Raw genomic sequence first — 22,622 nt, forward strand, 5'->3', positions numbered from 1 at the left:
ATCAGTTTAAAAAGGACTTCCATACGCGACGGAAGTCCTTTTTTATGATCTTTTTACTGTTCTTCATCTGTTGAAGCATCTGTTTTCTTTTCGTCTTCATCAGATTCTTTTTTATCATTTCCTTGGATGTTAACAACGACATCAGAAGTTGTGATTTTACCTTCAGTAAGTAGTTGTTTAATTTGTTCTTCGTCAAGTGTTTCTCGTACAAGTAGTGTTTGTGCCAATAACTCAAGTTTTTCACGGTGTTCGGTAATAATCTCTGACGCACGAGTATAACAATGACGGATCAGCTCTTGCATTTCGATATCAATGTCATATGCGATTTTATCACTGTAGTTTTGTTCGTGTCCAAGATCACGACCGAGGAAGACTTGTCCTTGTCCTTCTGAACGGCCGAATACCATCGTAGCTAATTTTTCACTCATGCCATACTGTGTAATCATGGAGCGCACGATAGCCGTCGCTTTTTCAAAATCATTACTTGCTCCAGTACTCACTTCTCCAAAAATAATTTCTTCTGCTACCCGACCACCTAGAAGACCCGTAACACGGTCTAATAATTCATTACGCGTCGCTAGATAGCGATCTTCTTTTGGTAGCATCATGGCATAACCGCCAGCTTGCCCACGTGGTACAATCGTAACCTTATGTACGATGTCCGCATTTTCAACGTAGAATCCACATAATACATGGCCCGCTTCGTGATATGCCACAATCTTGCGCTCTTTCTCACTAACGACACGTGATCGTTTTTGTGGTCCTGCAATCACACGGTCAACAGCCTCATCAACCTCTTCCATCGTAATTTTTTTCTTATTATTACGAGCAGTAAGGAGTGCCGCCTCATTTAGCAAGTTCTCTAAGTCAGCTCCAGAGAAACCTGTTGTACGCTGCGCAATCACGGACAATTTTACATCATCTGCTAATGGCTTGTTACGCGCATGCACTTTTAAGACCGCTTCTCGTCCTTTCACATCAGGACGGTTTACCAAGATTTGGCGATCAAAACGCCCTGGACGTAGTAACGCTGGATCTAGAATATCAGGTCGGTTAGTAGCCGCGATCATAATGATACCCGCATTCGCATCAAAACCATCCATCTCAACAAGTAACTGGTTTAAAGTCTGCTCACGCTCATCATGACCGCCACCTAAACCAGCTCCACGTTGACGACCTACAGCATCAATTTCGTCAATAAAGATGATACAAGGGGCATTTTTCTTGGCTTGTTCGAATAAATCACGTACACGAGAAGCACCCACCCCTACAAACATTTCTACAAAGTCGGAACCACTGATGGAGAAAAAAGGAACTTTAGCTTCTCCAGCGACAGCCCGTGCTAGTAAGGTTTTACCTGTTCCCGGAGGACCTACAAGTAAAACCCCTTTTGGAATACGCGCACCTATAGCTGCAAAACGGCGATTATCTTTTAAGAAATCGACGATTTCAACTAGCTCCGCCTTTTCTTCATCTGCTCCCGCTACATCGCCGAAGGTTACTCTTTTCTTTTCCTCATTATAAAGCTTAGCTTTACTCTTACCGAAGTTCATTACACGGCTACCGCCGCCTTGAGATTGGTTTAAAATGAAGAAAAAGAGCAAAATCAGAAGTACAAATGGAATAATAGAAGTGAAAAAGGTAAACCAGATGGAATTACCCTCTGTCTTTTCATAATTAACTTTCACATTTGCCTTATCTATATCTTGTACGACTGTTGTGCCATACCAAGCGGGTGCTTTGGTAATAAACGTTTTTTCCGCATTATTTTTATATTTACCTTCAATGACATATACATTATTATCAAATTGAACGGTAAGATCAGTCAGTTGCTGTTGCGCCAAAGACTGCTTGAACTGGTTATAACTTATTTCAGCTGGATCCGTGCCCTGTTGGGCGACCATTTTTACAACGCCAATTGTGACAAGGATGAGAATAACATATAATATCCCATTCCTGAGGAAGAAGTTTTTCATCCCTGGCCTCCTCTCATTTCATACCTAGCATTTTATCATAGCAACTTCTATGATTTTTGATAAATTTCTTCTTTCAGTATACCGATATAGGGTAGGTTACGATATTTCTCAGCGTAGTCTAAACCATAGCCCACTACAAATGCATCTGGAATCGTAAAGCCAAAATAATCTGGTTTAAGCTCAACTGTTCTACCTGCTGGCTTATCCAGTAATGTGACAATTTTAACTGATGCGGCATTGCGCCCCTTTAATAAGTCAACTAAATAACTGAGCGTCAACCCTGTATCGATAATATCCTCCACAATAAGGACATGCCGCCCTTCAATTGATGTATCAAGATCCTTTAATATCCGCACGACGCCAGAAGACTTAGTGGAGGCACCATAACTTGAAACCGCCATGAAGTCCATTTCTAAAGGAACATCCATTTTACGGATAAAGTCAGCCATAAAAGGAACGGCTCCTTTTAATACTCCGATACAAAGGGGATCAAGTCCTTTGTAGTCAGCGGAAATCACTTTTCCTAACTCCGCTACTTTTTCGGCAATCTGCGCCTCTGAAATTAGGGTTTTTTTCATATCTTGGTGCATAGGTAACCTCCTGCAAATCTTAAAATAATGATGAAATCAGCTATCTTTATACCATAAAAGATAGAGGTAGTGCTGTGTTCCGCTATGGATAGAAGCGATTGACGATCGTCGTACTCCTGGAATCCATACCGCCTGATTACCAGATGAGATCACGGGATAAGTGTCTCTCATATGTTTAGGAATCTTCGCTTCCATAAAAAGAGATTTTACACTTTTCTTCCCATCCATACCATAGCAGGCCATCTTTTCTCCAGCCATCCGACTTCTGACCATAAGTGGTTCAGACAAAGCATTCTTGTCAAATACCACCCAATCATGACAAGGTTTTACATTATGTATCGGGTAGTGAGACTCCATTATTTCTATTTTACCCATAAATCCAGGAAGTGAAGCCATTTCTGATGCAAAAAGAGAAATTTCCAAAGGAATTTCGATCGGCTGTGGAATTGTCAGTTCCTCACTCCCATGACTAAAGCACAAAAGTTGATATTCTCGACTTATCTTAAGCCCATGAGGAAGATCAATAGAAACTGATGGACTTGTATGCATAGCAAGCCTGCGAATTTCTTCAATCCGTTCAAAGGAATCTAATTGCTCCCCTGTAGGTGCGAGATATTTTAATATTAATTTAACTGCTCTTCTTTGTAAAGCGATTGGGAGATGAAGAAAACTTGACACTTTTACCAAATACTTACGTTCACTCTTATATTGAATCACTTTAGTTAACGCTTCTTGGGTTAATTCATCCCATATAAGCTCCTCTTCATGAATCACCTCACTTAAATGTTGAAGCGCTTTTTTAAAGTGGGGGTTATACGTTTCTAATTGAGGTATCAACTCCAAACGGAGACGGTTACGCGTATATGTAAGAGTTTGATTGCTGGAATCCGTTCGAAACAAAATATGCTCATGCCTACAATATTCCTCTATCTCTGCTCTTGATACAAACAGAAATGGTCTAATAAGCGAAAGCTTTTTCCATCTGGTTTGTGGTTTCATACCCGCTAATCCTTGCATACCCGTCCCCCGCAAGAGGCGCATCATGATCGTCTCAACTTGATCATCAGCATGATGTGCAAGTAGCATTTTATGCGCACCCACCTGCTCACCTACTTGAGCAAATGCATCATAGCGTAAATTTCGAGCTGTTTGTTGTTTATTTCCACCAAACTCCTGTAATTCCTGCTTCACATTGACGTAAATTACATGGCAATCCACATCCCAGGTTCTACATATTTCCTTTACAAAAGTAGCGTCTTCATCACTCTCATATTCTCGTAACTGATGATTCACATGAACCACGGTTAATTTCCATTTAAAATCAGCACGAAGACGAAGCAAAGCATGAAGTAAAGCCATTGAATCTGGACCTCCTGAGACCCCTACTAGAAGGTGATCAGTTGCTCCAAACCATTCGTTTTTAATAATCATCTGTTTTAGTTTACGATGAAGCACCTTTCTTCATCCCCTCAAACATAGTAAAGCTTACAAAATTAAATCGGGTGTGTCGATTGGCATGATTTTTCTTTCTAGCCATCGTGTATGATGTTTCATCAACACGACTGAAAATAGATATAAGCCTGGGTATCTCCCTAGGCTTATGACCAATCACTTCTCTCTGTATCTTATGTCATTTTATACAAATAAGCAAACCAACTAGACCACAGCAGGTGATCGATCAATACGTTGCAAGCCTGGCAAGCGTATGGTAGACCACTCAGGAACATAACGCTCTACCTTAGATACAACGATGGTCATATCGTCTTTAATTTGACCATGGTGTTGACGTATAACACGTTCCAATAAGCAATCTGCAAAGCTTTGTGGGTCTTTAGTAACGATTTCCTTGATGATTTTTTCCATAAAAGCATCTTTATTTAAGATATGACGTGGTGCATCGTATACGCCGTCAGTCATCATAATAATGAGATCACCTGGTTCTAATTTCATTTCCACAGAGTCGATGTCAATATCCTTTAATATGCCAATAGGAGGATTAGATGCCGCCAACGGAATAACGGATTTACCCCGCTTAATAAAGCCTGGTGTTGATCCGATCTTCATGAAACGACCTTCTGCTGTATTTAAATCAACCATAGCTAAATCTATCGTTGCGAACACTTCATCACTGGAGCGCAAACTTAAGATGGAGTTAATCGTATCTACTGCTCGTTCTTCTCTCATGCCCGATTGCAATAGTTTTTTCATCAATTTTAATGCGCTACTACTTTCGCGCTGTGCACGTGGCCCGTTTCCCATACCATCACTTAAAGCGACTGCATATTTACCCGTCCCCACATTCATGTAACAGTAGCTATCACCAGAAACATAAGCACCACCTTTTGCGGCTGTAGCTGCCCCTGTTTTTAATTCAAAGCGCTGGGCAGATCCAAGTGTAATGAGTGCCGCTTCTGTACGGTCATTAATCACCTTACGATAAACCGCAATCGGCTCACCCAAAATTTCAGTAAGCAATGGAGCTACTAATTTTTTGCATTCATCTAACCCGTCGCGATGCGGAATCATCACTTCTACTTCTACTTTACCCTCTTCTAAGTTAATAATATCGACGCGTTGTATAGATAAGCCAAGTTCCTCTAAAGCATCATGTATTTGTTCTTCTTGTCCCCCGAGCACTTCTACTTCTCTCCTGATATCACTAGCTAATTCAGACATGATTTCAGACATTCCCGCAAGTTGCTCAGATACGAGTCTTTGTGATTCCCGCATTTTACTTTTCCAAAAATCATCTTTTTCATATTCGCCATACTGCGCACGAATTACATCCATCACACTTTCCCCGCGTACACAAATCTGACTCCATGCACGTGGAACTGGTAACCGTTGATGTGGCGGTTCGTTTTCTAAACGAGCCATTAAATCCATCATGCCATGATAGGTCGTCATCACATTCTGATTCCAACACGTTTCTGCACGCCTACAACCCACACATGCTTCATTCATTACCTCTGTAATAAAATGGTTTAAATGATCTTCATCTTCTTTTCGTTGTTTACCTTCATCCTCTCGAAAGCTGATTGCTAATTCATGAAATAACTCTCTAAACTGATCTACTTTAGTTGCCGTAACATCACGCAATCTTTTTACATAGTCTTGATTCATATCCTGATTTTCAGATGTACCTGGTATATAGCGGGCTAGCCAAGCATATATCTTTTGTGGAGTAAGCAAAAATAAAACGACAGCAATTAGGGACTCCTGTAAAGACATCCACATCATCGTTGAGCCTTGATCATACAATGTTAAGATAGCAGATCCCATCATAAATCCAATCGCTACACCTATCTTACCTCCTTCCTTAAACAATCCACCTAATAAACCGGCAAATGCGAGCAGACTTAATTGTAAGAGTGACGCAGGATTGGACAAACTAAGCACTAATCCCATCACGACTCCCATAGAAGAACCGAGCATTCCACCACCAATAAGTGCGACCACTAATATAAAGTAGCGTGAAAAAAGATGAACCAAGGAAATATCCGCTATTGTTAAACCAATCAACCCTGTCATTACCGATCCGACTAAGATCACCAAGCAGACCATTTCTTCGTGTCGCAGCAGAAAACGCTTCTTTTTCATCGTAAACAACGGTAATGCATTTACAAAAATAAATGTCAAAATAAATGAGAGCAGTATGTCAATTCCCGCTATTAAGACCTGATAGGAAGTAAAAGCTTTAAACCAAAAAATGGGTATATGAATGAGTAAAGAAGTGAGCGCGACCATGAAAGGCGCATAATTCATCTGTCCCTTACCCATCCATTCTCCAATCTTTTGAATCACCACATATAAAAATAGACTACATATAATTTTTACCGTCAAATCAGGTTGAATCGTTACAGCCCCAATAATAAGGGAAACCATCACCACTGGCCACTGTTTACGTGAAATATGATATACAACCGCCAGATAAGCAAGTGCAAACGGCGCCACTTGGTCTAGAATCATCGCTCTACCTAACAATACTCCCATCAGAATCAGCGGTAGATTCCACATCTTAGAGAAAAAATATAAAAGCCGTTGCTGTCGACCTGAGCCTACTCCTATTTGTTTCCACTGTGGAAAAACGAGTATTTTTTTTAGATGGATTCCTTTTTTCATAACAGACACCCTCTTTGTATAATCTGCCACCCATTATAGCGAGATGTTAAGCAAAAGTTTGTCAAAACATGTGAATCTTCAAAATAATTTTTACGACATTTTTCATTTTTGCTAGATCAAACGATAGACACCATCCATCTCACAATTTCATTAAAAAATCCCTCCAAAATCTTTGGAGGGATTGTCAAATTGAAGAAGATTTATGTCGAGTTATTCACTTTTGTAGTTTAATACGACAAACCTTCTTATGATCCTATGTGGAGCTATCATCGCTTTGTCGAATTTAATCCAAGCTTTTCCGTTTAGGTGCCCGCTGTGATTCATTTAGCGGAAACATCTTGGCTTCCTGAATAAAAGCAGGAATAAACTTTTTGTTCAATTGCAGTCGAATCATTTGATCTAATGTTCGCAGTGCATGTACTTGCTGTCTTTTCTTCAACTGCCCTTTATCAACTGTATCTGCAAACTCATCAATATCAATCAAGTGATACCGATCATCTGGATAAATGATCAGATCAAGCAACAAATCAACCATAATATAGCGCAATCTACCAATCTGATGCATTTCCATGATATCGCAGTAATAGTATAAAAACTCTCCATTACGATTAAAGACTTTGGAAATGGTGTACCCTTTGCGCACGAAATAGTATGTAAGAAAAATACGCTTACCATCCGGATTGGCATATTGTGTGGAAAAACAATGCCGCCCACGCCAGTCTCTAACAAGCTCTGTGTAGGTTTTATTTATCGTAGTAAATTTAATTTTTTTGATGACGACATTCACACAACCACTCCCTGTGCCTGCATAAAAAAAAGGCGATTTACAACCCTGGTTGCGGGTTTTTACTCGCCTTCTTTCTTAATCCTACTTTGGTAGCGGTGAAGGGGCTCGAACCCCTGACCTCACGGGTATGAACCGTACGCTCTAGCCAGCTGAGCTACACCGCCATATAAAAAATATTGGTTGCGGGGACAGGACTTGAACCTGTGACCTTCGGGTTATGAGCCCGACGAGCTACCAACTGCTCCACCCCGCGTTATAAGTTGTTCAGATGTCGTTTCCCTTGCGAACAAGAACTAGTATACCAACCATACAGATCGATGTCAACACTTAATATAAAAATTTTGATTCGATCAACAGCAGGGGCAGAGCGGAGCGGCTAAATAGACGAGCCGCCAATCTCTAGTTTTCTTCTACTTTGTACAATGCTTCATTCTCTTCTCTATAACCCATTTTATGTGCTTGTTCAAGAAGGTACTCATCATTATGAAGTTGCTTGATTTCTTTTTTTAAGACATCAGTTTTAGACTGCACCGTTTTTAGCTCTGCTTCTTTTGCTTGTAAATGATCTTCTAAATCCCACATTTCATTTTTCTGTACCAGAAGTTGTACTAAGGTCCATCCAATAAAAAGGAGCATAATCGACAACCACAGCAATCGACGTCTGCGTACAATTGGATGGACGGCTTGTTTTGTTTTTTCTTCATCTGTCGGCTTTTTTTTCGAATGATTATGACGCATCTGAAATACATTTCCCCGTTCGAGTGCCATCAAGAATCACCTTCTTTTCTTTTCTTCTCCCACCAACCTTTCAAACGACTGGTATATGGAACTATCATTGGTTTCAACCGTTTACTGATCGGACGAAATAGCCAATCTATAGGACGGAGGAGTTGTTTTAAAATCCAGATCGATACCTTTTGTAAAAAAAGAAGTATTTTTACGCATGCGTTCCAAATCCATACAATAGGTGCAATAATAAGGACATAAATAACTTGAAGCAAAAATCGTACGATCTGCTCTAATCCGACTAGTATTTTTCGCAAGATACGAATCACTTCAGCACTCATCCATCTGTGATACGAAAAAAAACCGAAACATATCGCCAGAAAAATATAAAAACGCAATTCTCCCCAATTGCTCCATATTAAAACACTAAATACGAGTAAGCTAGCAAGAATCCAGTATAAAAGATCGACGAGCGATACCACCCAACCTCTAATTTTAAAGCGAAAAGTGACGACGCGATACATATCGAGTAAGAGACCGAGTATCATACCAGAGCCTAACATTGATACCATGGTAATGAACTGCGTATATAAGGTCATTTAAATAACCTACCCAATAAACCTTTCGCCTTCTCCGCTCGCGGCGTCTGAATGTCGAGATAACTGATATCTAGAATATGCCCCTCGATTGATACACGACCTTCTTCCAAATCTAGATTTTGTATATGCAAATCTTGCCCCCGAATGCCCAAATATCCGTAGTCGGTTTGGAGCAAGAATTCTTCACTATCAAAGCTTTCCACGCTAATCACACCACTTACTTCCATTACATTTCGATTGGTCATCACAATTTCGTGTGTTGTGGTTTTCATTTCTTCTTCGATCATAGCCTGTACCTCCTCTATGGTACAAGTTATGACCAGAAGTATAGAATTAGAACAAGTGAGTTCACGGTCTGCACTTTCGCCTTGCAAAGCAGCTCTCCCTATCGGTCAAACTGATTGTCCACTTCTTCCTCCAGGTTTTGACTTCGCTAAGTACCCGTCGGCAGGCATTTCCGCTCAAAATACACTTCTAAATTTTGAATATCATGATCACTGGAACTAAAACGTTTGCTCAACTTCAGACTGTAATTTCTCTTCTTTCACGAGCTTATACAAATCGCTAGCTTCGTCTTTTTTAGCTGTCTCTTTTAGTCCCTCAACTCGGACGGTTACGGCCTTATTACCAAAACGAATGGTAAGTTCATCTCCGACGGCTACATTGGTACCCGCTTTTGCTTCTTTGTCATTTATGGTAACACGACCTTTATCACATACTTCTTTGGCCAGTGTTCTTCGTTTAACCAACCTTGAAACCTTTAAAAATTTATCTAAGCGCATAAGACCACTGCTTTCTCTTTTATTGAGTAGATCGACACTACTGATGTAGTTCGCAGGGAATCCTCATAATTCCTGCTTTAGAATAAAGATCATCGTTTCTCTTTCGTTTTTGCTTCGAGCCACCACTGTTCTAATTGATCTTGAGTGAAATCAGCCCAATCCTGATCCCGCACCCGAACTTGATCTTCCACATAGCCAAAGCGTGCTTCAAACTTCTTGCACGCGTGCAGGAGTGCAATTTCTGGATTGATTTTCAAGAAGCGAGCAAGACTTGTCATGACAAACAACAGGTCTCCATACTCCTCTTCTATATGCGTAAGTGATTCAGCCTCTTGTAATTCCTTCAATTCCTCATCTACTTTAGCCCATACCCCATTAATAGATTGCCAATCAAACCCTACTTTGGCAGCTTTTTTAGATAGTTCATAAGACCGTAATAACATAGGGGAGTCCTTAGGGATTCCATCTAAAATTGAATCAGGTGTTGCTCCACCACGTTCCTGTATTTTAATTTCGTCCCAGCTTGAAGGTTCTTCTGTATGTTTTGCAAATACATGGGGGTGTCTACGAACCATTTTTTCATTGAGACGTTGGATGACATCATGTACATCAAAATATCCTGCTTCTTTAGCAATTTGCGCGTGTAACATCACTTGCAAGAGGACATCACCTAACTCATCTGACATCGCTTCATCATCTTCTTGGTGGACAGCCTCTAAAAACTCATATACTTCCTCTATAAGGTATGGCTTAAGAGAATCATGCGTCTGCTTCTGATCCCATGGACATCCTTCAGGACTACGCAAATAAGCAATTAACTCCTCCAGGTAACTAAAGTGCCGATACAAGTCTTCCGCCTCTTGTACAGGTGGAATATAGACAGAGGTTAGATCTGTAAAATGACCTACTCGATCAAGCTCATACAAGGGTAACGTTGTCATTTTTTCCAATCCATCTATCCCCAGAGCGGTTACCACTTTTACTTCATAATCCTCAGGATAAATCTCCATCAGGTTCAGTTTGATCTCTGAAGCGACAAAAGAACTATAAACTTGTCCAATTAACACATGACCTTCGGGATTGATATAAGCCGGAGAAAAAGCGTTCCCATCGAGTAGCTGAAAACCTTCAATCGGATCAATTCCTAAACGTGTAAAAGCTGGATCTAAGAAGCTATTTCCTCCTTGAACATCAACATAAACCCCATTTTTTTCACCTGATTGAAGCAAAAGCTGAACACTTTGTTCTGCTACCATCGGGTGTCCAGGAACAGCATAAAGGATAGGCGTATTTATTTTTGATGCCCGTGTAATTAATTGTAAACTAATTTCTTGATACACCGTTTCAAAATCGGTAGCTTCTTCATAGATGGAATCAAAGGTTTGAAAGGGAATCCCTTCTTGATCCAACCAAGCTACTACCGGATGCTTTACCGTACGCAGCCACAACTCTCCACCTGATTGTAATTGTTTCAAGACCCCCAATGTGAGTGCATTTTCATCACCAAATCCTAAGCCTACAATTATAATTTTTGCCACTATATACGCCCCTTATTTGGAAATCATACCCCATTTATCGAGAAATGGTAATATTTTCTCTTTCAATTTTGGTATTTTTTCAAAATCAATCCGTGTAAGCAATCCAATTCTTACTACTGCTAGCAAGTAAACGAAGCTTCCGATTACAACACAACCGAGTACCACAATAGTCATTTCTAAACGGATAAATCCAATATTACGCGTTATCATTTGAAGGAGTAAAGACACACTATAAACAGATATCGCCATCACAGCAACTGCGATGCTATTTTTTAACCATATCTGAATGGGTAACGAAATAGCAAAGTTTCTTCTCAAAATGCGTAAATTTAACCAAATCGCAATGGCATATCCACAGATGGATGCTACTGCAGCACCATGAATTCCCCACACAGGAATCAATAGCAAGTTTAACCCCACTTTGAAAAAAACGCCTATCATCAAATTCCATACCGGTCTAGTGACAAAACCTAATCCTTGCAAAATAGCAGTAGATGTAATGCCTAAAGTGGAGAAAATCGTTGTAAGTGCTAATATGGCAAGAGCTGAAGAGCCTGCACTGTCTTTAAATAACATAATATTAATAGGTTCCATTACTACAGCTAAACCGATAGACGCTGGAAAACCAAATAGAAGAGTTAAACGTAGCGCCAATATCCCTTTAGCTTGTGATTGATATGTCTGATTATGAGCCAAGGTAGAAGCAATCGCAGGTACAATAGATAGTGCAATTGCTGTAGCAAAAAAAGAAGCAAACTGAAGTAGTGGTTGTCCTCTGTCATATATTCCTTTTATCTGGATTACCTCTTCCATCATCCAGCCCGTATGCGTTAGTGTATTGATTATGGTGAAAGAATCTACCAGTGCATAAAAAGGAATCACTAAGGAACCAAGTGAAATCGGTAAGGCGATTTTAAAGATGGCATATAAAATACGACGATTTTTCACTTTCTGCATAGGCATCAAATCGCTCTGCTTTAAAATCATCTTTTCCCTGCTCCAGTATGCATATAGTACCAGCAATGCAACCAAGCCACCACCAAATGCCCCCATCATCGCTCCTGCTCCAGCGTAAACAACGCCAAAGCCGTGTGTCATACAAACCCAAGCAGCGAGTAAGATAATCGTCACACGAACCAGTTGCTCCACGACTTGAGATACTGCAGTTGGTATCATATTTTGATAACCTTGAAAATATCCACGTACTGCGGAAATAATCGGAATGACCAAGAAGGAAAACGAAACTGCTTGGATTGGAATCGTCAATAACGCCTTACTTCCCATCCATGAAGCAATTGTGGGCGCACCAATGAACGTACTAAAAAATAATGTCCCCCCAATAAATCCCATCATAAGTAAAGCAATCTCGAAAATACGTTCTGCTTCTTGCTTGTTCCCTTGCGCCAATCGCTCTGACACTAATTTTGAAATCGCTACTGGAAAACCAGCAGTTGCGATGATTAAAATAGCGCTATATAGCGGATAGATCGTACCATAAACGAACATTCCGCTATCTCCTGTGATATTTTGATACGGTACACGATATACCGCCCCTAATAATTTACTTAAAAAAGCGGCTAAACTGAGTATTGCTACACCTTTAATAAAAGATTGCTGTGCATGTTGCATAAATATCCCTCTCAAACTCTCCCGCAAGTCAAAAACCATTTTCACTCTATGGTATCATAAAATATGTATTTGGTTTAATCGACACGATTGATCTTTACACACTTCTATAAGTAGGCGTCTGAAAACATGTAAAAACCCGCTCTCCATTTATTTGTTTATAGAGAAACGGGTTAATTATCCTCGATAAGAATTTACAATAAGACAAATAATCATTTCATTTTTTATTGTTCCATTTGTTTTCCGAGGAAGGTAGCTGCCGTACTGGCTATTTTGCTTTCAACGCCACCTGACATAAATGTCTCCGTTTTAGAAAGTAAAATAATAGCTCCAATTGGATCTCCACCCGCGTAGATCGGTACAATCAAATGGGATTGGTATTCTTCAGGCATCCCTTTCACAATTTCAACTTGTGAAGAAGCGGATTCAAGTAGTGTTTTACGCTGATCAATACATGTCTCAACAACATCACCAATTGGTTTTTCTAAATAATCCTTTTTAGATACGCCCGCTACGGCTACCACACCGTCACGATCACAAATGAGTGTAATTGACTTTAAGTTCTCGTATAAAGCCTCCGCATATTCTTGGGAAAAATCTCCTAATTCTCCAATCGGAGAATATTTTTTTAGAATCACCTCTCCATCGCGATCGACAAAGATTTCAAGTGGATCACCCTCACGAATGCGAAGCGTCCGGCGTATTTCTTTTGGTATTACCACACGCCCCAGATCGTCGATACGACGAACGATGCCGGTTGCTTTCATCACTTCATTCCCTCACTTTCTAGTTCAAATTCCATCTCAATCAGCTCACTTGCAGGATATATTTTGGTTATACACCCTATGTATTGTTTGTATTTGCTCTAACGCCCATAGTATTGTTCTTTTATTCTTTATTTATGCGACCATGACATATAAAGAAAAGCCATATTAATCAGCACGTTCCTGATTAATATGGCTTATTTACTTATTTATCTGCTGGTTCTGACTTTGGTAGTAGTGATTTAAATGCCAGTTCTTTGGTTATGATCTCATTGTAAGCTTCTTGGATCGGCTTAGCTTTCACTTGTTCGTCTGCCTTATCCAAACTCTCTTCCTTTCGCTCCAAAGGTTTAATCACATGGTATCCATAATTGGTTTTCACTGGAGCAGTCGCTTTATTGAGAGGCTGTGTTTGTGCCGCTTTGGAGAATTCAGGTACAAACATCGAAGCATCCCCTTCAATGTATCCTCCGGTCTCCTTAGAACCTGGGTCATCTGAGTATTCTTTTGCTAATGCCTTGAAATCTCCACCCTCATCTAGCTTCTTTTTCACTTCATCGGCACGTTTTTTAGCTTCTGCGTCCGTTCGTTTCGGTGAGCCTTGCTCTCCATCACCTATACCAACTAAGATATGCTGCGCTTTGATGTAATCATAGGTTTGACCTTTTATTTGGCTGTTTAAATATTGATTTACTTGTATATTGCGTAGGATATAGGATTGCATATCATTTTTGGTAAATCCTTTTCCTTTTATAGCTTCTTCCAATGTTTTCGGTTTCTCTTCTTCTTCTTCTGATGGAGCAGTCAAAATTTGTTTTTCAAGCTCATTATACATTTTATCAGATTCTTTTTTAATGGAATCATCTACTTTTTGTTTAATACTAATATATTTTTGAGCTGCATAGTCTTGTGCAATCTGTTCCTTAAATTGATTGAGCTGTTCACTCATTTCTGGATTTGAGAAAGCCATTGCCAGTTGAGGATCGATGAAACTATAGAAGTTAATGTAAGTGTTTAGTTCCCCTTCCGTAACTTTCCCATTTTTATATTCAGCTACAATTTTCTTGCCGGTTGTATCCATCGGTTTAAATTCTGGCATGGTTTGGTCAGTCGCTTTTGCCTCTTCTTTAGGCTTTTCTGATGTGCAGCCTGTTAGCAATAGCACACCAGCCATTGCTGCTGAAAATACACCTGTGAGGAATTTCTTACTCCGTTGTTGCATTTTGAACTGCTCCTTTCGATTTGGGAACTACTTCGTATTGTATTAAAAACTGTGTCAGCATTTCTAGCACCGCTTTTGTTGTTAATCCCTTAATATTAAAGGTTATACCGACCCTTTGTCCAGAAGAAAGTCTGACTTTCCCTGGGAAAGATTGGGCTAACTTAAACAATTGCTGCCCGTCTATTGCAGTATTTTGTACCTCCGCTAATTTTAGGGTTATGTTTGGGTCTGCCTGTTCAACTGAATCAATACCATACTTCATACAATACACTTTTATTTTAGCTACTTGCAGTAAAGACTGCACACAATCGGGAAGATCACCAAATCGATCTTCGATTTCTTCCTCTAAATCCGTTACCTCTTCAAGTGAAGTAACCGCTCTAATCTTCTTATACAGTTCTATTTTTTGTTTTTCATCCTGGATGTAGTCCGATGGTAAATAAGCATCCACCTTTAGTTCAATCGTCGGTTCTTGTGGTAATTCCTCTTGCTTATTTCCTTGTAGCTCCTGTACAGCTTCTTTTAACATTTGACTATATAACTCAAAACCGACCGTTGCAATATGACCATGTTGCTGTGCCCCTAGTAGATTTCCTGCACCACGAATGGATAAATCACGCATTGCAATTTTAAATCCTGAGCCCAGCTCTGTAAACTCTTTTATCGCTTGCAAACGCTTTTCCGCAGTTTCCGATAACACTTTATCTTTCTGATAAGTGAAGTAGGCATATGCAATCCGATTTGAGCGCCCAACACGTCCCCGTAATTGATATAACTGCGACAATCCCATTTTATCCGCATCATAGATAATGAGCGTATTTACATTGGGAATGTCTACACCGGTTTCAATAATCGTCGTACTCACTAAAACATCGGACTCTCCATCTAAGAAATCTAACATGATCCGTTCTAGCTCTGTTTCATTCATCTTACCATGCGCAACCGCCACTTTAGCCTCTGGAACCAACATCCTAATCTTTTCAGCCATCTGATCAATACTTTGCACTTGATTATATAGAAAGTAGACTTGACCTCCGCGAGCTAATTCACGCTCAATCGCCTCACGTACTAAAGCAGCTGAGTATTCTAAAACATAAGTTTGTACAGGAAAACGATTCTCAGGGGGTGTCTCAATAACAGATAAATCCCGAACACCCATCATGGCCATATGCAATGTGCGCGGTATCGGTGTTGCTGATAGTGTGAGCACATCAATGTTATGTTTCAGCTGTTTTAATCGTTCTTTATGTTTCACACCAAATCGTTGTTCTTCATCGACAATCAAAAGACCTAAGTTTTTATAGTGAATATCTTTGGACAGCAGTCGATGCGTCCCAATGACAATATCCACCGTGCCATTCTTTAATCCGTCTGTCGTTTCTTTTTGCTCCTTACGTGTCCGGAAACGACTAAGTACACGTATCTGGATTGGATAGTCTGCAAACCGCTCACGGAACGTTTCATAGTGTTGTTGTGCTAAAATCGTGGTGGGAACCAATACAGCCACCTGATGACCATCCATTGTCGCCTTAAAAGCGGCCCGTACAGCAACCTCCGTTTTACCGTAGCCCACATCACCACATAACAACCGATCCATCGGTTGCACTTGTTCCATGTCGTTTTTAATCTCATCAATTGACCGAAGTTGGTCAGGTGTTTCATCGTAGGGAAACATTCCTTCAAATTCCTTTTGATAGGGTGTATCTTTTGAAAATGCATGCCCCCTAGCTTCTTGACGTTTCGCATACAACTCAATTAGATCTTGTGCGATATCTTGTACAGAAGAACGGACCTTATTTTTTACCTTACTCCATTCACTGCCACCTAAGCTGTATACTTTCGGAATTTTTTCTTCACTTCCGACATATTTTTGTACTTGGTCAATCTGATCAACTGGCACATATAGCTTATCATTTTTTGCATATTGTACCAATAAATAATCTTTATGTAGCCCTGCCACACTCAAAGTCTCAATCCCGATGTAACGACCAATTCCATGATTTACATGAACCACATAATCCCCAGGTTTAAGCTCTTGATAATCTTTAATTTTTTCGGCATGATCTAGTTTACTAGATCTTCTAACACGTCGTTGCTTTTGGGTAAATACTTCTGATTCCGTAACAACGGTTAACCTTAAATTCGTCATCTCAAATCCACTCTGAAGCGCACCAATTTTAATCACCGGTCTTCCACTGGTAAAGGGGTGTTCGCCAGAATGCTTTTGGATTCGCATTCCATAATCCTCTAAAACACGTTCTAACCGATTTGCTCGCTCCTCATTACTTGCTATAAAGAGGACTTTGAAGTTGGCCTTCTCCCAACGTTCCCATTCTGCTTTTAATACATGCATTTGCCCGTGAAACTGTTGCATGCTTCGACAGCTCACCTGCGTAATGTTTTGTGGTGTGGCGCCAGGAATTTGTCTCATAAAAAGTGAGAGGTAGATACGCTGATGTGCAATACGCATCATCATTTCTTCAAATTGATTTGCAATTTTAAGCTCTGGCAAAAACTCACCTTGTTCAAGTAAAGCTGCTTGCCACTCCCCCTCTTCTCTTTCCAATTGTTTCGCACTTTCTGCAATTCGGTTAGGTTCATCCAGTACAAGGATCGCATTTTCGGGGATGTACTGAAGAATACTGTCATAGTCTGGATAAAGTTGTTCGATATACTTGTAAATTCCTGTAAATAATACACCTTGCTTCAATTGCTCGATGTCAAAGCCCATAGAATCCACTAATCTTTGTTTTAATTCAGGATCTTTTACAGCTGAAAGTCGACTTTGTAAGCGTTTTTCAAGTCGTTCCCCCGCATCATATAATCGAGCAGTACTTGCAAACAACTCTTTCCCCGGGGTGATGGTAACATGCTGCCATTTACTATGTGATCTTTGATCAGATACTGAAAAGGGCCGAATCGAGTCTACTTCATCATCAAACCATTCAATACGTACAGGTTGCGCCAGACTAGGTATGTAAATATCTACAATTCCACCACGAACACTAAATTCCCCAGGTTTTTCAACCATATCCACGCGTTCATAACCCACTTTTACCAATTTTTCAATTAAGTTTGAAAGTGGAAGAACATGCCCCACAGAGATGGCAATGTGCGCCTCTTTAAACGTTTGTTTAGGAAGAAATAATTTTCTAAGCCCGGTATAGGGTAAAATAAGCACACCAGAAAATCCTTGGGACAGCTTCGATAATACATTTAAGCGCTCTCCCAAGGTCTCATTTCCAGCAATAGCGATTTCGGTTGTAACCAGTTCGTTAGCTGGATATAGTAAAACATCCTCTTTCGGTATAAACTCTTGTAAATCATCAGCAGCTTTTTGAGCTTGGTTTAAATTATGCGTGATTAACAATACTGGGCGTTTCGTTTCTTGATAAAGAGCGGCCGTAAACAGCATACGAGCAGTACCTGTTAGACCAGATACAACTTGCTCTTTCATCTGCTGCTGAACCCCAGCCACCGTTGATTGAAAATCACCGTCTTGTTTCATAACATGCATCAACGGTTCCAACAGTTTGTTCCCCCTCTCAAAGCATTTATTTTCCAATAGCAAGCGTGTTGATTTTCAGGATTTTCCCATATGAACTTTCGTCAAACCCTACTCCCTTCCAGTCAGACAAGTTGTCTAGGGAGGTGTTTCCGCTAAAATACACTTTCTCATTTTCATTTATCAACACAATTGTTCCAATATAAAATAAACCTCAGCTTGAAACAGCCAAGGCCGTTTTCCATATAGTCAGAAAAATAGTTTATGGTTAATGAATATAATTGCCTTCAACATGTGAGTTGGACTGCTTCTCCAATACATCCTGACATACCTCACATGTTACACGTACGAACGTATTACCATGTGCATCACTGGTAATTATATCTTTCCGTTCATCCGGGGTCAACCGATCAAACCCAAGTTGCCTATCTGTTACCTCTTTGGGATCAATCATTCCTAAGTATTGGTTACAACTACGACAAATGTATTGCAAATGCATCAAATAAATGCCCCCCTCAGTGAAACTACATTTTATTACATAGTATTCACCGAAGAGCTTTTTTCCATTCACTAAATCTGCAGCTTATCCCTTTTTATTATATTGATTCATTGCCATATTAAATGAAGAGCCTAACCACACTTTTAAAGCTTCACAACTTCGATCCACAGCATCGTACACGTCATCCATTTCTTCAGGAGGAAACATGCCGAGTACATAATCGGGGACGGAGATTCTTCCGGTAGGTCTACCTATCCCTAATTTAATTCGCTTGAATTGATCTGTGCCAAGATGATGTATGATGGATTTTAAGCCATTATTTCCACCTGAACTTCCTTTCATTCGTAAGCGAATTTGTCCAACCGGCAGATCAACATCATCACACACCACACAAACTTCATCTATATTAAGTTTTAACCATTCCACTGCAGGTAATACAGCTTCTCCGGATAAGTTCATATAAGTTTGCGGTTTCATCAATATCACTTTTTCACCCTGTACAAAACCTTCTCCAATTTCTGCTTTCCATCTCTCTTTTTGCAACGGTATCTCCCATATATCACTCAGCTGATCAATCACCCAAAACCCTAAATTATGACGCGTTTTCGCGTATTTAAATCCAGGATTTCCTAGGCCAACAATTAGTTTCACCATCTTCACCACCATACTTGTCTCAAGTAAACACCGCTTCAGTTCTAGCTAAAACAATGAAAAATCATGAATATGTGGGCATAAATGCATCAAAAAAAAGCGCAACACAAATCGGTTGCGCTCTCTCCACACATCATTTACGCTGTACCTGTTTCAGTTTGATCTTCTTCATCTGCTTCTGTTTCAGTTGCTACTTCCTTCTCTTGCTGAGGTGCAACAATAGTCACCACAACGGTTTCTAGAGAGGTTGCCGGTTCAACTTGACTAGGGAAACTGATGGCAGATACCGTGCGAGAATCTCCAACTGATAATGAGCTGACATCTAGTTCAACTTTGTCTGGAATGGCATCAGGTAAACATTGAATGGAAATTTGACGCATTGTTTGCTGAAGGATACCCCCTTCTTTTACACCGACAGCTTCACCAGTTAAAAGAAGTGGCACCTCTGTTTCTACTTTTTGATTTCGTTTTACACGATAAAAATCGATATGCTTAATTTCACGACTTAGTGCATCTATTTGCGTATCACGTACCATAACCTGATGCGTTTCACCATTTAAGCTAAGATTAATTAATCCTTGGCCCTCTGCTTTACGAAAATCTTTAAAATCAACATCAATGGATACCGCATTCTCTCCACTACCATATACGACTGCAGGAATTCGTCCTTGGCTTCGTAAAGCGTTGCGTACACCTTTCGTATGCGATTTTCTTTCATTAGCAGAAATTGTTATGGACATGGTATCAAATCCCCTTCCTTTGTAATGCAATATAACCTTTTTTCAGGGGATTCAAACCTTATTGAAACAATTTACTTACAGATTCTTGGTGATGAACGCGATTAATTGCTTCTCCAATCAAGGGTGCAACCGATAACACTTTTGCTTTTTCAAAGAATTTGTTTTCTGTCAGTGGAATGGTATTTGTGATGACCATTTCGACAATCGTTGAATTGTGGATTCGCTCAATGGCTGGACCCGAAAAAACAGGGTGTGTACAACATGCATATACTTCTTTGGCCCCCTGTTCCAATAGAGCGTTGGCGGCCAACGTAATCGTACCACCTGTGTCAATGATATCATCAATTATGATGGCTGTTTTATCCTTTACATCACCAACAATACTCATTACTTCTGCCACATTTGGTTCAGGTCTTCGTTTGTCAATGATAGCAATCGGGGCTTCCAATCGCTCTGCTAAGCGTCTAGCACGAATAACTCCACCGTGATCCGGAGAAACAACAACAATATCTTCTAAATTTCTATCTAGAAAGTACTCTGCTAGTATCGGGACGCCTAATAAATTATCTACAGGAATATTAAAGAATCCCTGGATTTGGGTAGCATGCAAATCCATTGTAATGACGCGGTCTGCACCAGCAGTTTCAATCAAATTAGCCACGAGTTTAGCCGTAATCGGATCACGAGCCCGTGTCTTGCGATCTTGCCTTGCATATCCATAATAAGGAATCACAACATTGATTGTCGTAGCAGAAGCACGCTTTAAAGCGTCCACCATCACTAATAGTTCCATTAGATGCTGGTTTACTGGGTCACATGTGGACTGAATCACATATACATCAGACCCTCGAACGCTCTCGTTCAATTGAACGTGAATTTCTCCATCACTAAATTTACTAACCTGCGCATCTCCTAACGGAATACCTAAATGTTCACAGATACTGTGTGCGAGTTCAGGATTAGAATTACAGCTGAAAATTTGCAAACGGGAATTTGACATAGCAATTGTGCCTCCAACTTATCAGTTCAGTTTTGTTCCTTTGTGATACTCAGCATTTTAAGCTATTTCTTGTGCTTAGGTTTTAATTTTTTTGCATAATCCATCTTGGTCGTTTGTCTTTCTCTAGCAATGGCCAATGATTCAGCAGGTACATCCTTGTTGATGGTTGATCCCGCCGCAACATAAGCTCCCTCGCCAACTTGAACAGGTGCGATCAAATTCACATTGCAACCGATGAAAGCGTGATCATCTATCTGCGTGCGATGTTTTTTTACACCATCATAATTTACAGTTACTGTACCACAGCCAATATTGACACCTTCTCCTACAGTAGCATCTCCTACATAGGATAGGTGAGATACTTTTGAACCGCTCCCCATTTCTACCTTCTTCAAATCTACAAAACAACCAATTTTACTGTTTGCTCCCAGATGCGTATCGGGACGTACATAGGCATATGGACCGACCGTAACATTTTCGTCCACTTCAGACGCTTCCATTACAGCATATCGAATTTTTGTATCTGCCTGGATAGACATATTTGTTAAATCAGCTTGCGGCCCAATATGACAATTTTCACCAATAGAAGTATGGCCACGCAAATGTGTACCCGGCTCAATAATGGTGTCAGCACCTATTTCTACATCTACTTCGATATAAGTGGAACTAGGGTCAATAATCGTGACACCATTTTCCATATGTTTACGTAAAATACGCTTTTGCATTAAGCTAGATACCTCAGCCAATTGCACGCGGTCATTCACACCCATCGCCTCGTCCACATCATCAATTACCTGCGCACCAACAATCTCTTCTGCCGATTTTAAAATATTAAGCACATCTGGCAAATAATACTCACCCTGGGCATTATCATTTTTCACTTGCTCAATCGCTTCTAGTAATTTGTGATTATCGAAGCAGTATGTTCCCAAGTTAATTTCATTTACCTGTCGCTCTTTTTCATTGGCATCCTTTTGTTCCACTACATAACTTACTTGACCGCCAGCTTCACGAATTACGCGTCCATATCCAAATGGATTCTCTACTTTAGCAGTTAAAACAGTAGCTGCAGCACCTGATTCTTTATGTTGTGTTACAAGTTTTTCTAATGTTTCTTTGGAAAACAGCGGGTGATCCCCGTGTAGAATTAAGGTTACCCCATCTGAACCCGCTAGTAAGGGTTTCGCTTGCTTCACAGCATGTGCCGTCCCTAACTGCTCATTTTGAAAAACATATTGTACGCGCTCTTGTAAATAGCTTTGTAAATCATTTGCTAAATGACCAACCACCAAGATGGACTTTGACACTTCTAATTCTTCTAAGCGAGAAATAATATGATCAATCATCGGCTTTCCGCAGACTGGATGTAATACTTTATGTTTTTTTGATTTCATCCTTGTCCCTTTACCCGCTGCAAGAATCACCGCATTTAATTGTGACATTTTAACAAGCTCCCCCGTTTCAAAGCATACTTCCTATCTGAATATATCCCAAA

The 22,622-nt window shown here is 40.1% G+C and carries 19 protein-coding genes and 2 tRNA genes; all 21 read right to left on the reverse strand.

Annotated elements, in window-relative coordinates; genetic code table 11:
• Nucleotides 1–53: 53 nt before the first annotated feature.
• Complete coding sequence (gene ftsH / locus IC619_RS14945; RefSeq protein WP_191140945.1) at nucleotides 54–1,976, reverse strand: ATP-dependent zinc metalloprotease FtsH; 1,923 nt, start codon at nucleotides 1,974–1,976, stop codon at nucleotides 54–56.
• Nucleotides 1,977–2,023: 47 nt separating this feature from the next.
• Nucleotides 2,024–2,566: a hypoxanthine phosphoribosyltransferase gene (hpt, locus tag IC619_RS14950; RefSeq protein WP_191140944.1), complete on the reverse strand. Its 543-nt coding sequence runs from the start codon at nucleotides 2,564–2,566 to the stop codon at nucleotides 2,024–2,026.
• Between the two features lie 36 nt (nucleotides 2,567–2,602).
• Nucleotides 2,603–4,021 carry a tRNA lysidine(34) synthetase TilS gene (tilS, locus tag IC619_RS14955; RefSeq protein ID WP_191140943.1) on the reverse strand — a complete coding sequence of 473 codons (1,419 nt, stop codon included), beginning with the start codon at nucleotides 4,019–4,021 and terminating at the stop codon, nucleotides 2,603–2,605.
• Between the two features lie 201 nt (nucleotides 4,022–4,222).
• Nucleotides 4,223–6,688 carry a stage II sporulation protein E gene (gene spoIIE / locus IC619_RS14960; protein WP_191140942.1) on the reverse strand — a complete coding sequence of 822 codons (2,466 nt, stop codon included), beginning with the start codon at nucleotides 6,686–6,688 and terminating at the stop codon, nucleotides 4,223–4,225.
• 283 nt (nucleotides 6,689–6,971) lie between these two features.
• Nucleotides 6,972–7,475 carry a DUF402 domain-containing protein gene (locus IC619_RS16900; protein WP_191140941.1) on the reverse strand — a complete coding sequence of 168 codons (504 nt, stop codon included), beginning with the start codon at nucleotides 7,473–7,475 and terminating at the stop codon, nucleotides 6,972–6,974.
• 87 nt (nucleotides 7,476–7,562) lie between these two features.
• Nucleotides 7,563–7,639: transfer RNA gene (locus IC619_RS14970), tRNA-Met, on the reverse strand.
• A gap of 13 nt (nucleotides 7,640–7,652) precedes the next feature.
• A tRNA-Met gene (locus IC619_RS14975) sits at nucleotides 7,653–7,728 on the reverse strand.
• Nucleotides 7,729–7,874: 146 nt separating this feature from the next.
• A complete protein-coding gene (locus tag IC619_RS14980) occupies nucleotides 7,875–8,243 on the reverse strand; it encodes an FtsB family cell division protein (RefSeq protein ID WP_191140940.1) in 369 nt (122 codons plus the stop codon).
• Nucleotides 8,243–8,800, reverse strand: a complete 558-nt coding sequence (gene yabQ / locus IC619_RS14985) for a spore cortex biosynthesis protein YabQ (protein ID WP_191140939.1) — start codon at nucleotides 8,798–8,800, stop codon at nucleotides 8,243–8,245. The genes IC619_RS14980 and yabQ overlap by 1 nt, the downstream gene beginning before the upstream one ends.
• Complete coding sequence (gene yabP / locus IC619_RS14990; protein WP_191140938.1) at nucleotides 8,797–9,087, reverse strand: sporulation protein YabP; 291 nt, start codon at nucleotides 9,085–9,087, stop codon at nucleotides 8,797–8,799. Before yabP ends, yabQ begins: the two co-directional genes overlap by 4 nt.
• A gap of 216 nt (nucleotides 9,088–9,303) precedes the next feature.
• Nucleotides 9,304–9,582, reverse strand: coding sequence for an RNA-binding S4 domain-containing protein (locus tag IC619_RS14995; RefSeq protein ID WP_191140937.1), 279 nt, complete (start codon nucleotides 9,580–9,582; stop codon nucleotides 9,304–9,306).
• Nucleotides 9,583–9,671: 89 nt separating this feature from the next.
• Nucleotides 9,672–11,120 carry a bifunctional methyltransferase/pyrophosphohydrolase YabN gene (gene yabN / locus IC619_RS15000; RefSeq protein ID WP_347239812.1) on the reverse strand — a complete coding sequence of 483 codons (1,449 nt, stop codon included), beginning with the start codon at nucleotides 11,118–11,120 and terminating at the stop codon, nucleotides 9,672–9,674.
• Nucleotides 11,121–11,132: 12 nt separating this feature from the next.
• Complete coding sequence (locus IC619_RS15005; RefSeq protein ID WP_191140936.1) at nucleotides 11,133–12,749, reverse strand: putative polysaccharide biosynthesis protein; 1,617 nt, start codon at nucleotides 12,747–12,749, stop codon at nucleotides 11,133–11,135.
• Nucleotides 12,750–12,970: 221 nt separating this feature from the next.
• Complete coding sequence (gene spoVT, locus IC619_RS15010) at nucleotides 12,971–13,513, reverse strand: stage V sporulation protein T (protein WP_191140978.1); 543 nt, start codon at nucleotides 13,511–13,513, stop codon at nucleotides 12,971–12,973.
• 202 nt (nucleotides 13,514–13,715) lie between these two features.
• On the reverse strand, nucleotides 13,716–14,732 hold the full coding sequence (locus IC619_RS15015; RefSeq protein WP_191140935.1) for a peptidylprolyl isomerase: 1,017 nt from the start codon (nucleotides 14,730–14,732) through the stop codon (nucleotides 13,716–13,718).
• On the reverse strand, nucleotides 14,716–18,261 hold the full coding sequence (mfd, locus tag IC619_RS15020) for a transcription-repair coupling factor (RefSeq protein ID WP_191140934.1): 3,546 nt from the start codon (nucleotides 18,259–18,261) through the stop codon (nucleotides 14,716–14,718). The genes IC619_RS15015 and mfd overlap by 17 nt, the downstream gene beginning before the upstream one ends.
• A gap of 244 nt (nucleotides 18,262–18,505) precedes the next feature.
• Nucleotides 18,506–18,736: an anti-sigma-F factor Fin gene (locus tag IC619_RS15025; RefSeq protein ID WP_191140977.1), complete on the reverse strand. Its 231-nt coding sequence runs from the start codon at nucleotides 18,734–18,736 to the stop codon at nucleotides 18,506–18,508.
• Nucleotides 18,737–18,820: 84 nt separating this feature from the next.
• A complete protein-coding gene (gene pth / locus IC619_RS15030) occupies nucleotides 18,821–19,387 on the reverse strand; it encodes an aminoacyl-tRNA hydrolase (RefSeq protein ID WP_191140933.1) in 567 nt (188 codons plus the stop codon).
• 137 nt (nucleotides 19,388–19,524) lie between these two features.
• A complete protein-coding gene (locus IC619_RS15035; protein ID WP_191140932.1) occupies nucleotides 19,525–20,127 on the reverse strand; it encodes a 50S ribosomal protein L25 in 603 nt (200 codons plus the stop codon).
• Nucleotides 20,128–20,185: 58 nt separating this feature from the next.
• The gene (locus IC619_RS15040; protein WP_191140931.1) at nucleotides 20,186–21,127 is read right to left on the reverse strand and encodes a ribose-phosphate diphosphokinase; all 942 of its coding nucleotides are present in this window, start codon (nucleotides 21,125–21,127) and stop codon (nucleotides 20,186–20,188) included.
• A 62-nt stretch (nucleotides 21,128–21,189) separates the two neighbouring features.
• Nucleotides 21,190–22,569 (reverse strand): bifunctional UDP-N-acetylglucosamine diphosphorylase/glucosamine-1-phosphate N-acetyltransferase GlmU, encoded by a 1,380-nt coding sequence (gene glmU / locus IC619_RS15045; protein WP_191140930.1) that lies wholly within the window; start codon nucleotides 22,567–22,569, stop codon nucleotides 21,190–21,192.
• Nucleotides 22,570–22,622 lie beyond the last annotated feature (53 nt).

Origin of the sequence: Polycladospora coralii, assembly GCF_014773435.2 — a bacterium.
In the GTDB taxonomy this organism is placed as follows: Bacteria; Bacillota; Bacilli; order Thermoactinomycetales; family Thermoactinomycetaceae; genus Polycladospora; species Polycladospora coralii.